This window comes from Aliiroseovarius sp. (genome assembly GCF_965228805.1).
Lineage (GTDB): Bacteria > Pseudomonadota > Alphaproteobacteria > Rhodobacterales > Rhodobacteraceae > JASBTN01.
In genome coordinates this window covers 588,688-602,587 of record NZ_CBDDIE010000003.1, presented here as the reverse complement: position 1 = coordinate 602,587, position 13,900 = coordinate 588,688, and the positions used below count along the sequence as shown (strand labels likewise).

At 64.9% G+C, this 13,900-nt stretch carries 14 protein-coding genes; 11 read left to right on the top strand and 3 right to left on the bottom strand.

Annotated features, from left to right (window positions below):
• The first annotated feature begins 7 nt into the window (after positions 1–7).
• The 6 genes from mgtE to ACO07D_RS04090 all read left to right on the top strand — a co-directional run bounded on the left by mgtE (position 8) and on the right by ACO07D_RS04090 (position 6,357).
• Entirely contained in the window at positions 8–1,393 is a 1,386-nt protein-coding gene (gene mgtE / locus ACO07D_RS04115; RefSeq protein WP_421701688.1) for a magnesium transporter, read from the top strand.
• Between the two features lie 7 nt (positions 1,394–1,400).
• Positions 1,401–1,961 carry a 5-formyltetrahydrofolate cyclo-ligase gene (locus ACO07D_RS04110; protein ID WP_421701687.1) on the top strand — a complete coding sequence of 187 codons (561 nt, stop codon included), beginning with the start codon at positions 1,401–1,403 and terminating at the stop codon, positions 1,959–1,961.
• 135 nt (positions 1,962–2,096) lie between these two features.
• On the top strand, positions 2,097–2,909 hold the full coding sequence (locus ACO07D_RS04105; protein ID WP_421701686.1) for a TIGR00282 family metallophosphoesterase: 813 nt from the start codon (positions 2,097–2,099) through the stop codon (positions 2,907–2,909).
• A complete protein-coding gene (locus ACO07D_RS04100; protein ID WP_421701685.1) occupies positions 2,906–3,811 on the top strand; it encodes a DMT family transporter in 906 nt (301 codons plus the stop codon). Before ACO07D_RS04105 ends, ACO07D_RS04100 begins: the two co-directional genes overlap by 4 nt.
• A 31-nt stretch (positions 3,812–3,842) precedes the next feature.
• Entirely contained in the window at positions 3,843–5,621 is a 1,779-nt protein-coding gene (locus tag ACO07D_RS04095; RefSeq protein ID WP_421701684.1) for an SLC13 family permease, read from the top strand.
• 4 nt (positions 5,622–5,625) lie between these two features.
• The gene (locus ACO07D_RS04090; RefSeq protein WP_421701683.1) at positions 5,626–6,357 is read left to right on the top strand and encodes a M50 family metallopeptidase; all 732 of its coding nucleotides are present in this window, start codon (positions 5,626–5,628) and stop codon (positions 6,355–6,357) included.
• On the opposite strand, the gene ACO07D_RS04085 is transcribed toward ACO07D_RS04090, so the two are convergent.
• Both ACO07D_RS04085 and ACO07D_RS04080 read right to left on the bottom strand, forming a co-directional pair.
• A complete protein-coding gene (locus ACO07D_RS04085) occupies positions 6,354–8,135 on the bottom strand; it encodes an SLC13 family permease (RefSeq protein ID WP_421701682.1) in 1,782 nt (593 codons plus the stop codon). The genes ACO07D_RS04090 and ACO07D_RS04085 overlap by 4 nt on opposite strands.
• Before the next feature lie 236 nt (positions 8,136–8,371).
• On the bottom strand, positions 8,372–8,965 hold the full coding sequence (locus tag ACO07D_RS04080; protein WP_421701681.1) for a LysE family translocator: 594 nt from the start codon (positions 8,963–8,965) through the stop codon (positions 8,372–8,374).
• A gap of 82 nt (positions 8,966–9,047) precedes the next feature.
• Here ACO07D_RS04080 and ACO07D_RS04075 point away from each other — a divergent pair, with 82 nt between their 5' ends.
• Positions 9,048–9,491, top strand: coding sequence for an Lrp/AsnC family transcriptional regulator (locus ACO07D_RS04075; protein ID WP_421701680.1), 444 nt, complete (start codon positions 9,048–9,050; stop codon positions 9,489–9,491).
• A gap of 29 nt (positions 9,492–9,520) precedes the next feature.
• On the opposite strand, the gene ACO07D_RS04070 is transcribed toward ACO07D_RS04075, so the two are convergent.
• Positions 9,521–10,477 (bottom strand): aspartate carbamoyltransferase catalytic subunit, encoded by a 957-nt coding sequence (locus tag ACO07D_RS04070; protein ID WP_421701679.1) that lies wholly within the window; start codon positions 10,475–10,477, stop codon positions 9,521–9,523.
• A 111-nt stretch (positions 10,478–10,588) separates the two neighbouring features.
• Between ACO07D_RS04070 and ACO07D_RS04065 the strand changes: the two genes are divergently transcribed.
• The 4 genes from ACO07D_RS04065 to ACO07D_RS04050 all read left to right on the top strand — a co-directional run bounded on the left by ACO07D_RS04065 (position 10,589) and on the right by ACO07D_RS04050 (position 13,898).
• Entirely contained in the window at positions 10,589–11,395 is an 807-nt protein-coding gene (locus ACO07D_RS04065; protein WP_421701678.1) for a uracil-DNA glycosylase, read from the top strand.
• 5 nt (positions 11,396–11,400) lie between these two features.
• Positions 11,401–11,790 carry a hypothetical protein gene (locus ACO07D_RS04060; RefSeq protein ID WP_421701677.1) on the top strand — a complete coding sequence of 130 codons (390 nt, stop codon included), beginning with the start codon at positions 11,401–11,403 and terminating at the stop codon, positions 11,788–11,790.
• A gap of 14 nt (positions 11,791–11,804) precedes the next feature.
• Positions 11,805–12,347, top strand: coding sequence for a molybdenum cofactor biosynthesis protein B (moaB, locus tag ACO07D_RS04055; protein WP_421701676.1), 543 nt, complete (start codon positions 11,805–11,807; stop codon positions 12,345–12,347).
• A 96-nt stretch (positions 12,348–12,443) separates the two neighbouring features.
• Complete coding sequence (locus ACO07D_RS04050) at positions 12,444–13,898, top strand: efflux RND transporter periplasmic adaptor subunit (protein ID WP_421701675.1); 1,455 nt, start codon at positions 12,444–12,446, stop codon at positions 13,896–13,898.
• Positions 13,899–13,900 lie beyond the last annotated feature (2 nt).

The following is a 13,900-nucleotide window of genomic DNA, read 5'->3' as shown; positions in this document are numbered from 1 at the left end:
GGGCGCCATGCTTGATGAAAACATGACCGATGACCTCCTGGAAGAAGGTGACTACGAACTCGACAACGACGTGTTTCAGCCGGTTTTGGCCGCGCTGAAGGCAGGCGACGCCATTGGCCTGGCTGACGTTCTGGACCCGCTCCACCCCGCTGACATCGCCGACCTCATGGAGCAGCTCGACCCGCGCCAGCGGACCGAGATGGTGCAGCTCTATGGCATCGAGATGGACGGCGAGATCCTGTCGGAACTCGACGAAAGCATCCGCGAGGAAATCGTCGCCGAAATGTCGCCCGAGGTCCTGGCCGAGGCGGTGCGTGACCTGGAAACCGACGATGTCGTCGACTTGATCGAGGACCTGGACGAGCCGCAGACCGAGGCGGTGCTTGACGCGCTGGACGACGATGACCGGGTGGTGGTCGAACAGTCGCTGTCCTATCCCGAGGACTCCGCGGGTCGTCTGATGCAGCGCGAGCTGGTGGTGGCGCCTGAACACTGGGATGTGGGCCAGGCGATCGACTACATGCGGTCCGAGGACGACCTGCCGGAGCAGTTCTACCACGTGATCCTGATCGACCCGCGCATGCGGCCGACGGGCTATGTCACGCTGGGCCGGATCATGGGCAGCCCGCGCGAGGTGCCGCTGAAGGATCTGACCGAGGACAGTTTCCGCACCATTCCCGTGCTGCAGGACGAGGGTGAGGTCGCCTATGCGTTCAACCAGTATCACCTGATCTCGGCCCCCGTTGTCGATTCAAACGACCGGCTGGTCGGTGTGATCACCATTGACGACGCCATGGCGATCCTTGACGAGGAACACGAGGAAGATATCCTGCGTCTGGCCGGTGTGGGCGAGGAAAGCTCGCTTGCGGACCGGGTGATCAGCACAACGAAACGGCGTTTCCCCTGGCTGGCGGTAAACCTGGTGACCTCGATCCTGGCCTCGCTGGTGATTGCCCAGTTTGATGAGGTGATCGCGCAGTTCGTGGCGCTGGCGGTCTTGATGCCGATCGTCGCCTCAATGGGCGGCAATGCGGGCACGCAGTCGCTGACCGTCGCGGTGCGCGCGCTGGCGACGAAAGACCTGACCTCCGCCAACCTCTGGCGGGTGATACGACGCGAAGTGCTGGTGGGCGTGGTCAACGGGGTGATCTTCGCCGTGGTGATGGGTGTGGTCGGCGTGATCTGGTTCGGCACGCCTTTGCTAGGCGTGGTGATCGGTGTCGCGATGGTGATCAACCTGGTCGTGGCCGGGCTGGCAGGCGTGGTCATTCCCGTCGTATTGGAACGCCTGGATATCGACCCGGCGCTGGCCTCGGGGGCGTTCGTGACCACGGTGACCGATGTGGTCGGGTTCTTTGCCTTCCTGGGCCTGGCCGCCATCATGCTGTTGTGAGGCGTAGATGACTGACTTGACCGACGTGAAGGCCGCGGCCCGCAAGGCCGCCTTTGCCCGCCGCAAACAGGCGCATTCCCCCGCCGCCGCCCAGGCCGGTGTGGCCCATCTGATCGAGGCGCTGATGCCCTTCAAGGGCAAGGTGATTGCGGGCTACATGCCGATCCGCACGGAAATCACACCTCTGCCCGCGATGGCGGCGCTGTCGGCCTGGTCCACCATCGTCATCCCGGTGATCGAGGGCGCGGGCATGCCCCTGAAATTCGCCAAGTGGACCCCGGATTGCGAGATGGTCGAAGGGGCCTTCGGCGCCCATGTGCCCGCGGTCAAGGAATACCTGGAGCCCGAAGTGGTCGTGGTGCCGCTTGTGGCCTTCGATGCGCGGGGCAACCGCCTGGGCTATGGCGGAGGGTTCTACGACCGTACCCTGGAAGGTCTGCGCGCCAAGCATGCGACCCCGGCTTTCGGCTACGCCTATGCGGCGCAGCAGGCCGAGGGGCTGCCGATCGAACCCACCGATCAGCCGCTGGACGGGATCGTGACCGAACAGGGTGTGACCTTCTTCTGAAGGCCCAGCGGGTGCGGATCCCCGGATTTTTCGAAAAATCCGGTCCGGAAAATTCGAATTTTCCGGGAACAGTTGCCTGCGTCCCCGCACGGCGCCCCTTGCCCTCGCCTGCAACTGCGCCTAGGGCTTAGGGCCATGAAAATACTCTTTCTTGGTGATGTCATGGGCCGCGCCGGACGGCGGGCCGTTTCCGAACGACTGAAAAAGCTGCGCGAGGAATGGCGGCTGGATTTTGTCGTGGTGAATGCGGAGAACGCGACCTCGGGGGCGGGGCTGACCGCCGCCCATGCGAAGGCCATTCTTGAGGCCGGAGCCGATGTGATCACCCTGGGCGACCATGCGTTCGATCAACGCGAGATGCTGACCTTCTGCGAACAGGAAAAACGCATCATCCGCCCGTTGAACTTCGCCAAGGGCGCGCCGGGCTCGGGCGCGCGCATCTTCAAGGATGCGCGTGGACGGCAGATCCTGGTGACCCAGGTGTTGGGCAATGTCTTCATGAAACGTGCCTTTGACGATCCGTTTTCCGCCGTGGATCAGGTGCTGCGCGCCAACCCCCTGGGTGGCAATGCCCAGGCGATCCTTGTCGATGTGCATTGCGAGGCGACGTCTGAGAAGATGGCGCTGGGCCGCTGGTGCGACGGGCGCGCTTCGGTCGTGGTCGGCACCCACACGCACGTGCCCACGGGCGATGCGATGATCCTGGGCAAGGGCACGGCCTATCTGACCGATGCGGGCATGTGCGGCGATTACAACTCGGTGATCGGCATGGAGGCCGAGGAACCGATGCGCCGCTTTGTCACCGGCATGGTCAAGGGGCGCTTTACGCCAGCGAATGGCGAGGCGACCCTGTCCGGCCTCTACGTGGAGACCGACGACCGCACCGGCCTGGCCACCCGGGTCGAGATGGTGCGCATCGGCGGCCGCTTGCAGGACGCCCGGCCGTGAAACACCGCGCCGGTCTGATCGGGTTCCTGCTTTTGCTGGGCACCGGATGGGGCCTGACCGGTGTGACCGCCAAGATCGCGATCGAGGGCGGGCATCGTCATTTCGGCATCATCTTCTGGCAGATGGTGATCGTGGCCGTGGTGCTGGGCACGCTGACCCTGCTGCGCGGCAAACGCCCGGGTTTTGCCCCGCGCCACCTGGCGGTCTACCTGTTCATCGCGCTCACCGGCACCGTCCTGCCCAACACCGCAGGCTACATCGCGCTGGAGCGTCTGCCCGCAGGGGTTCAGGCGATCACCATCGCCGCCGTGCCGCTGTTTGCCTTTCCCATGGCGCTGATCCTGCGCAACGAGCGGTTCAGTGCCCTGCGTCTGGCCGGTCTGGGTGTTGGCCTGGCCGGGGTTGCCCTGCTGGTGGCGCCAGAAACTTCCCTGCCGCCCGGGGTGGCTATCTGGGTGCCGCTCGCCATGGTTGCGCCGCTGATGTATGCGATCGAGGGTAATGTGGTCGCGAAATGGGGCACGGCGGGGTTGGATCCGATCCAGGCGTTGTTCGGTGCGTCGGTGCTTGGCGCCTGCATGGCGCTGCCTCTGGCCCTGTCCACCGGCGCATATGTTTCGTTGAGCCTACCCTGGGATAAACCCGACGTTGCGCTGATCGCCGGATCGTTTGCCCACGCGCTGGTCTATTCCGGCTATGTCTGGCTGGTGCAGCGCGCCGGGCCGAGCTTCGCCGCGCAGGTCAGCTACCTCGTGACCGGTTGCGGTGTGCTCTGGGCCATGGCGCTGCTGGGCGAGAGCTATTCCGGCTGGGTCTGGGCCGCTTTGGGCCTGATGATGCTGGGGCTTTTCCTTGTCCAGCCGCGCGAAAGCCGCTTGCCCGAGGCCCCTAAGCCCGCGTAAGTTCCCTGAAAACAAGGGCAGGGGGCCATCCATGGGCATAATCGAGCTGAGCCAGACCGGACAGGCCATCCTGGCCTTGACGGTCGTCGCGGTCATGTTCGTCCTATTCCTGCGCGAGACCTTCCCGACCGAGGTGGTGGCGATTGCCGGCGTGGCGCTGATGCTGATCTTCGGTGTGCTGCCCTATGACGACGCGCTGATGGTGCTGTCCAACCCGGCGCCCTGGACCATTGCGGCGATGTTCATCGTCATGGGGGCGCTGGTGCGCACCGGCGCGCTGGACTGGTTCACCAAATCGGCGGAAAGCCAGGCGGCGGTGCGTCCGATGGTGGCGGTGGGCACGCTGATGGGTTTCGTGATCATCAGCTCGGCGGTGGTGTCGAACACGCCCGTGGTTGTGGTGATGATCCCGGTCTTCGTCCAACTGGCGCGCAAACTGGGCACTTCGGCTTCGAAACTGCTGATCCCGCTGAGTTACGCCGCCATCCTGGGGGGCACGCTTACGCTGATCGGCACCTCGACCAACCTGCTGGTCGACGGTGTCGCCCGCGCCCATGACATGAAACCCTTCTCGATCTTCGAGGTCACGCCGCTGGGCCTGATCCTGGTCGCATGGGGCATGCTGTACCTCTATTTCATCGGCCCGCGCCTGCTGCCCGACCGCGACAGCATGGCGACGCTCCTGTCGGATCGCAGCCGCAAGAAATTCTTCACCGAGGCGGTGATCCCGCCGGAATCGAACCTGATCGGCCGCGAGGTTACCGGTGTGCAGCTGTTCAAACGCGAGGGCGTGCGGCTGATCGACGTCATCCGCGGCGATACCTCGCTGCGCCGTAACCTCAAGGGGGTCGAGCTGCAGGTCGGTGACCGTGTGGTACTGCGCACCGCTATGACCGAACTCTTGAGCCTGCAACGCAACAAGAGCCTCAAGCGCGTCGACCAGGTCTCGGCGGTCGAGACAACGACAGTCGAAACCCTGATCTCTCCCGGCTGCAAGATGGTTGGCAAGTCGCTGGGCCAGCTGCGCCTGCGCCGCCGCTACGGTGTCTATCCGTTGGCCGTGCATCGCAAGAACCAGAATATCGGGCGGCAGCTGGATGACCTGGTGGTGCGGGTCGGCGATACGCTGCTTCTGGAAGGCGCGCCGGAGGATATCCAGCGCCTGGCCAGCGACATGGACCTGGTGGACGTGACCAAACCCTCGGCCCGAGAGTTCCGACGCAGCCATGCACCGATTGCCATTGCGGCCCTGATCGGCATCGTGGCCCTGGCCGGTCTGGGTGTCGCGCCGATCTTCTACCTCGCCGTGCTGGCGGTGGCCGCCGTTCTGGTCACTCGTTGCATCGACGCGGACGAGGCATTTGGTTTTGTCGATGGGCGTTTGTTGGCGCTGATCTTCGCCATGCTCGCCATTGGTGCCGCCCTTGAGGCCTCAGGCGCGGTCAAGCTGATTGCCGAGGGGCTGGCCCCGGTCCTGGGCAGGCTGCCGCCCTTCCTGATCGTCTGGGCGATCTACCTGCTGACCTCGGTGCTGACCGAGCTGGTCTCAAACAACGCCGTGGCCGTGGTGGTGACCCCGATTGCCATCGGGCTTGCACAGGCGTTGGGCATTGATGCGCGCCCCTTGGTGGTCGCGGTGATGGTTGCCGCCTCAGCCAGTTTTGCGACGCCCATCGGATACCAGACCAATATGCTTGTCTACGGGCCGGGCGGATACCGCTTTACTGATTTCATGAAGATCGGCATTCCCTTGAACCTGTCGGTGGGTCTCTTGGCCTCGGCGCTGATCCCGCTGATCTGGCCGCTGTGATCCCATGCGGGTGCTGCGCGGACATTGGCAGCTGATGGTGCTGGGCGTGGTGGTGGCCGCGCTCTGGACCACGCCGGTGCTGGTGCCGTTGAAAATCCTCGTGGTGTTTCTGCACGAACTCAGCCACGCGCTGGCCGCCTGGCTGACCGGCGGCTCGGTCGAGGGCATGACCCTTTCCCCCATGCAGGGCGGCACCACAACGACGCGGGGCGGCAACCTGTTTGCGATCATCTCGGCGGGTTATCTGGGCTCGTTGCTGTTGGGCGTGGTCTTGTTCCTGCTGGCCCTGCGCAGCGACTTGGATCGCTGGGTCATGGGGGTACTGGGCGGCGTTCTGGTCGCCGTCGCGGTGGCCTATATGCGCGAACCCTTCGCATTGATCTTCTGCCTGGGGGCCGGTGTGGTCATGCTGGGCATTGCGCATTTCCTGCCGCATGAGGTCAGCGATCTGGCGCTCAGGTTGATCGGGTTGACCTCGATGCTCTACGCGCCGCTGGATATCCTCGACGACACGTTGCGCCGGACCCATGTGGAAAGCGACGCGGTGATGCTGGCGCGCGAGTTCGGCGGCACGTCGCAGTTCTGGGGCGGGCTGTGGCTGGTGATCAGCCTGATCGTCGTGGCGCTCTGCCTGCGTTTCGGCGCCGGGCGCGACAGCAATCTGCACCTGCCGATGTTTCGCCGCAAGCCGCGCCCCTCGGGACGGCCCCACGCGCGTGACCGTCGGCCGCGTTAGAGCGGCCAGAACACCAGGATTGCCGGGATCGACACGGCGACCACGAGGATCTCCAGCGGCAGGCCCATACGCCAGTAGTCGCCAAAGCGATAGCCGCCCGGTCCCAGGATCAGCGTATTGTTCTTGTGTCCGATCGGGGTGAGGAAGGCGCAGGAGGCCGCGACGGCCACGGCCATCAGGAACGGGTCCGGGTTCTTGCCCAGAGCCTGCGCCATCTGAATGCCGACCGGGGCCGCGACAATGGTCGTGGCGGTGTTGTTCAAGACATCCGACAGGGTCATGGTCACGATCATCAGGACGGTCAGTACCGCCCAGGCGGGCAGGCCCTCGGTTATCCCGACAAGGGTGCCCGCGATCAGCTCGGTGCCCCCCGACGTTTCCAAGGCCGCGCCCAGCGGGATCATACTGCCCAATAGGACCACCACGGGCCATTCGATATGGGTGTAGAGCTCCGACAGGGGCACGATCTTCGTCAGCACATAGCCCACCACAACCAACCCTAGCGCCACCGGCAGATAGACCAGCCCGATGCTGGCTGCCGCGACCGCTGCCGCGAACATGGCAATGGCCCACCAGACCTTCTGGTCCTGCGTTACCGCCAATCCCCGTTCGGCCAACGGCAGGCAGCCCAGCCACTCGGTCACATCCGCCTCGGCTCCGGCTGGCACCAGAAGCAGCAGGATGTCCCCCGGTCGCACCACCGTCTTGCGCACCTGTTTCGAGATCCGTTTGCCCCCGCGAGAAATCCCCATCAGCACAGATCGCTGCCGCCAGTTGAGCCCGATGGCCTGTGCGGTCTTGCCGTTAATGCGGGCGGTCTCGGGCACCACGACCTCGATCTTCGACAGGCCCGCGCCCTCTGCGGTCAGCTTGTCCTGCCGACCGGCCTCGGCGAAATCCAGGCTCAGCGCCGCGCGGAATTCGTCCAACGCCTCGGGGCGTGCCTCCAGCACCAGCGCATCCTGTGCAAGCAACTCGGTGTTTCGCTGCGTGCCATAACGACGCTTGCCGTCCCGCACGACGCCCAGGATGGCGACATCGTTCTTGGCGGCCTCGTCATCCAGCTCCTTGACCCGTTTGCCGATCAGCTTGGAGCCTTCGGGGATGGTCAGCTCGGCGATGTACTGGCCATGATCGCCCATCGGATCGCCACCGTTTTGCGCGGCCTCGGGCTGCGGGATCAGGCGCCAGCCGATCAGGGCCACGAAAATCAGCCCGGCAATCGCCGTGACCCCACCGACGGGGGCGAAATCGAACATGCGAAAGGGCTCGCCCAGGGCGTCACCGCGGATCGAGGCGATGATGATATTGGGCGGCGTGCCGATCAGCGTGACCATGCCGCCCAGGATGGTGGCGAAGGAAAGCGGCATCAGGCTCAGCCCCGGCGCCCGCCCCGCCTTGCGTGCGGTCTGCATGTCGACGGGCATCAGCAGCGCCAGGGCCGCCACATTGTTCATGAAGGCCGACAGCACGCCGCCAATTGCGCCCATCAGGGCGATATGTGCGCCCAGGCTGCGGGAGGCATCCACCAGGGTGCGGGTGATCAGGAACACCGCGCCGGAGCGTACCAGCCCCGCCGAGACCACCAGCACCAGCGCAACCACCAAGGTTGCCGGATGACCGAACCCGTCGAATGCGTGTTTGGAGTCCACCACGCCCAGCACCACCGCCAGCATGAGGGCTGCAAAGGCGACAAGGTCGTAGCGGTATTTTCCCCACAGAAGCAGGCCGAACACGGCCCCGAACAGGCTGAAAAGAATGATCTGGTCACTGGTCATGGCTTATGGATAGCGCGCGGTGCTGCCCGGGTCATCCCCAATCCGCCCCCGGACCGGCTCCCACCCTGTCCGCTGTTGCGCCAACCGCGATGTTACGCTTTCCCACCCCGCCGGTCCGGGGGCTGCGCTCTTTCATTTTTCTCGAAGTATCCCGGGGGGTCTGGGGGGCTGGCCCCCCAGCCACGCCCAACCCCTGACAAGCCGAAGGCGCGGGCAGGGGGCGGGAGCACCACCGATCAGGCGAACAGAACCGGCAACAGGGAGGCCACCAACAGCCCGGCCATGGTCCAGTTGAACAGGGTCAGCCGCCGCTGGTTTGTCAACACGCGCTTGATCTCCTGCCCCAGCACGGTCCAGCTCGACACGCAGGGCAGGTTGATCAGCCCGAAGACCAGCGCCACCATGCCCACCGCCCAGAGGCTGCGATCCGGCGCATAGGCGGTGATCGAGGTCAGCGCCATGATCCAGGCCTTGGGATTGACCCATTGAAACGCCGCCGCTTGCAGGAAGGTGATCGGTCGCGCACCGCTGTCCCCGCGCCCGGGTTCGCCCGCATGGGCGATCTTCCAGGCCAGCCAGCACAGATAGGCGAGCGAGGCCCATTTCAGCACCTCATGCGCCACCGGCCAGCGATCGAACACCTGCATCAGCCCGGCGCCCACCAGCAGCACCATGACCGTGAACCCGATCCCGACCCCCAACATATGCGGTACCGTGCGGCGAAAGCCGAAGTTGGCGCCCGACGCCATCAGCATCAAGTTATTCGGCCCCGGCGTGATCGACGAGACGAAGGCGAAGGAGCACAGGGCAAGGATGAGTTCGATTGACATGGACACAATCTTTGCGCAACTTCTGCGCAATAGGGCTGCAAAATGGGGTGCGTGGCGGATTTCTGCGCAATGATCGATGAATATGGATGATCTGAATCGCCGAATATTGCGTGAGCTCACGCATAATGCGCGCCTGCCCAACACCGAATTGGCCGAGCGCGTCGGCCTCTCCCCCTCCGCCTGCCTGCGCCGGGTGCAGGAGCTGGAACGCCAGGGCGTGATCACCGGCTACCGCGCCACACTGAGCCCCGAGGCGATGGGCATCGGCTTTACCGCCTATGTCACCGTGGGCCTCAACGACCACACCAAACAGGGTCAGGAGGCGTTTGAGCGCGCCGTCGCGCTCTATGACGAGGTGCGCGAGTGCCACAACATCACCGGCACCGTCGAATATCTGCTGCGGGTCGAGGCCGAGGACCTGATCGCCTACAAACGCTTTCACACCGACAAGCTGGGCACCCTGCCGCAGGTGCGCCAGTTGGTCACCCATGTGGTCATGGGATCGCCGAAGGACGATCGGGCGTAAAGCGGATGCGGTAGGCTCCAGCGCCGCTCTCAGACCATCACGCTTTCCGGCCCTGTCGCCTCGCGCAGGTTGCGCGCCAGCAGGTCCATTGCCGCCATGCGCACAGCGACGCCCATTTCGACCTGCTCCTGGATGACGGATCGGTTGATGTCATCGGCGATGGTGCCGTCGATCTCGACCCCGCGGTTCATCGGGCCCGGGTGCATGACGATGGCGTCGTTTTTCGCATGGGCCAGCTTGGCCGCATCCAGACCATAGCGGTGGTAATATTCACGTTCCGAGGGGATGAAGCCGCCATCCATGCGTTCGCGTTGAAGGCGCAGCATCATGACCACGTCGGCGCCCTTCAGGCCCTCTTCCATGTCGTGATAGACCTCGACGCCGAACTGGTCGATCTGGCTGGGCATCAGGGTCGGCGGGCCGACCAGGCGCACGCGGTTTTCCATCTTGCCCAAGAGGATCAGGTTCGACCGGGCAACGCGGCTGTGCGCAATATCGCCGCAGATGGCGATGGTCAGCCGGTGCAGACGCCCCTTCTCGCGACGGATCGTCAGCGCGTCCAGCAGCGCCTGGGTCGGGTGTTCATGCTTGCCGTCGCCCGCGTTCAGCACCGCGCAGTTGACCTTTTCCGCCAGCAGGTTCACCGCGCCGGAATGCGGGTGACGCACCACCAGAAGGTCCGGATGCATTGCGTTCAACGTCAGCGCGGTATCAATCAGCGTCTCGCCCTTTTTGATGGATGACGCCTGCATCGCCATATTCATCACATCGGCCCCGAGGCGCTTGCCGGCGATCTCGAACGAGGCCTGGGTGCGGGTCGAGTTCTCGAAGAACATGTTGATCTGCGTGAGCCCCTTCAGCGCCTTCGACCGTTTCACCGTCTGCCGGTTCAGGTCAACATAGCGGTCGGCCAGGTCCAGGACGGTGGTGATCTCGGTCGGGTGCAGGGGTTCGATGCCCAGAAGATGGCGCTGGCGGAATGTCATGGGGGCCTCCGGATGGGTCTTGGGTAGCGGGTATAGGCCGGGCGGGGGGCTTCGTCCATAGGGGGCAGCGCAGCGTTTGCGCCTGTGCGCCCGCACCCGTAAGTTGGGCGCATGGAATCGGCACAGGATACGGCCATCGACTGGCACGTGGCGCGCGCAGCGCTGGAGTGGCAGCTCGAGATGGGGGTGAGCGAGTTTATCGGTGAGGAGCCGGTGGATCGCTATGCCGTCGAGCCGCCCGCGCCGAAACCGGCCGCCGTGGCGCAGAAACCGGCCAAGCCGGTCATGCCCAAGAAGATCGAGGAACCCCGCGTCGACCACGTCGCGCTGGCCAAGCAGATGGCGGCCGGGGCCTCGGATCTGGACGGGCTGCGCGCTCAGCTGGGGGCTTTCGAGGGCTGCGACCTGAAGAAGGGTGCGCGCAACCTGGTCTTTGCCGATGGCAACCCGGCGGCGCGGATCATGGTGATCGGCGAGGCGCCGGGGCGCGATGAGGACCGCGAGGGCAAGCCCTTCGTCGGCCGGGCCGGTCAGCTGCTGGACAGGATGTTCGACGCGATCGGCATGGGGCGCGGGGCGACCCTGTCGAAAGATGCGCTCTATATCACCGATGTCCTGCCTTGGCGCCCGCCGCAGAACCGTGATCCGAACCCGGATGAGGTGGCGATGCTCATGCCCTTCGTGCAGCGCCATGTTGAACTGGTTGCGCCGGACGTCCTGGTCCTGATGGGCAACCATGCCTGCCAGGCGGTTCTGGGCAAGCGCGGCATCACCCGTCTGCGTGGCCAGTGGGAAGAGGCTTTGGGCCGCCCGGTCATGCCAATGTTCCACCCGGCCTATCTGTTGCGTAATCCGCATGCAAAACGCGAAGCCTGGGCGGACCTGTTGGAACTGCAAGCCAAGCTACGCGAGTTGTGAAGCCGATGAACGATGAGAATGCTGCTCCGGCTGAACGGTCCGAGCCGACGCTGACCCTTGCGGTCTTGGGGATCCTGGTCGCGGCGGTGGTGAGCATTTTTCAATCTGACGGAATGCCGTCACTGACGGACAGCCTGCTGGGGATCACCCTGGCGGCTGTCGCCCGGGCCTACAATCGCGCCATCCCGCGCGCACCGGCGGAAAGCTTGGCCTATGCCATGGTCGTTGGGGCGGCGGTCTACCTGATGGTCGCGGGAGTGTTCCACGTCTTCACGACCGATACATTCCGGGGCTCAATCGATGCGTTTTTTCCTGATGATTACTGGGCTGCGACGGTTTGGATACTGGTTGCAGCGATTTGCTTCATAGATAGGGTGGAGTTCGACCGTAGCTGATAGGAGCGCAGCCCATGTCCCGCATCGACACCACCAAGGAATTTATCCCGGTCCGTATTGCGGTCCTGACCGTGTCGGACACGCGCGGGCTGGACCAGGATCGGTCGGGCGACACGCTGGTCGGGCGGATCGAAGGGGCGGGGCATGTGTTGGCCGACCGCAAGATCATCCGCGACGAGCGGGCCCAGATTGCCGATCAGCTGCGCGCCTGGTCGCTGGACCCGGAAATTGATGTGATTATCTCGACCGGCGGCACCGGGCTGACGGGGCGAGATGTGAGTGTCGAAGCCCATCGCGACGTCTATGAGAAAGAGATCGAGGCCTTCGGCACTGTCTTTACCATCGTCTCGATGAACAAGATCGGCACCTCTGCGGTTCAAAGTCGCGCGACCGGGGGCGTGGCCAATGGCACCTATCTTTTCGCGCTGCCTGGCTCGACCGGTGCCTGCAAGGATGCCTGGGATGAAATCCTGCAATATCAACTGGATTACCGCCATCTGCCCTGCAATTTCGTCGAGATTTTTCCACGACTGGACGAACACAAGCGACGGAAATGACGCGCCCGCCCGTAAAGAGCTTGTGACGCCCGCCCGCTTGCGTCCCACGCTTGCGCGGGGCAAGTTGGATTCAGGTAGGAAAAAACGAGGCATTTCATGCGCTTTCTCACCCGCAGCCTGACCGGGCTGTTGCTTGTTGCGCTGACGATCGGGCTTTTGGCCTGGGCCGGGCGCGTGGGTTATGATGCGGTTCAGACCCGCCTGGCGCAGGACAGCACGCCGCGCCCGGCGCGCGAACGGGTGTTCGGCGTCAATGTCATTACCGTCGAACCTGGGCGGATCACGCCCACCCTATCAGCCTTTGGTGAACTGCGTTCCCGCCGGGTGCTGGAGTTGCGTGCGGCCTCAGGCGGCACCTTGGTCGACCTGGCCGAAGGGTTTGAAGAGGGCGGGACCGTGACCGCCGGTGAGTTGTTGGCCCGCATCGATCCGACCGACTTCGAAAGCGCCCTGGTGATTGCCCGGGCCGACGCCTCCCAGGCCGAGGCTGACCTGGCCGATGCCGAACAGGCGCTGATCCTGGCGGGCGATGATCTGGCCAATGCCTCCCGTCAGGCGGGGCTGCGTGCAGCTGCCGTGACCCGCCAGAAGGACTTGGTGGCGCGCGGTGTGGGCACCGAAGCTGCCGTCGAAACCGCCGAACTGGCAGCCGCCGCCGCCGATCAGGCGGTTCTGTCACGACGTCAGGCCCAGGCCACGGCGGAGCTGAAACGTGTCTCGGCCCAAACGGCTTTGGAACGGGCGCGGGTCAATCTCTCCGATGCAGAACGCAATCTGGCTGACACGGAAATCCGCGCCGAGTTCTCGGGCACCCTGTCCGACGTGACCGTGGTGCGCGGGCGCCTGGTACAATCGAACGAGCAATTGGCGCAGTTGATCGACCCGGACGCGCTGGAGGTCAGCTTCCGCCTGTCCACCGCGCAATATGCTCGGCTGCTGGATGAAAACGGCCATCTCAGCCGCACGCCGGTCCGTGTGACGATGGATGTGGCCGGGGTGGATCTGGTTGCCACCGGCGTGATCGACCGCGAAAGCGCGGTGGTGGGCGAAGGCCTGACCGGGCGGCTTCTGTTCGCGCGTTTGGACGCTGCCGCCGGGTTCCGGCCGGGTGATTTCGTCACGGTTTCGGTTGAGGAACCGCCGCTGGAACGTGTCGCGCTGCTGCCCGCCTCCGCCGTGGACGCGGCGGGCACCGTGTTGGTGCTGGGCGATGGCGAGCGGCTGGAACTGGCCGAGGTTGAGTTGCTGCGACGTCAGGGAGATGACGTGCTGGTACGTGCGCGGGGGCTTGCTGGACGCGAAGTGGTGGCGGATCGCAACCCGCTGTTGGGCGAAGGTATTCGCGTGCGCCCGATCCGCGCCGATGCGATGGTGCCTGATGCGCCGGAGACCGTGCGCCTGGACGACGCCCGCCGCGCGGCGCTGGTGGCTTTTGTCGAGGCCAACCAGCGCATGCCCGAGGATGTGAAGGCGCGGCTGCTCAAGACGCTCGAACAGGACGAGGTTCCGCTGCAGACCGTCGAGCGGCTGGAAACCCGCATGGGGGGCTGATC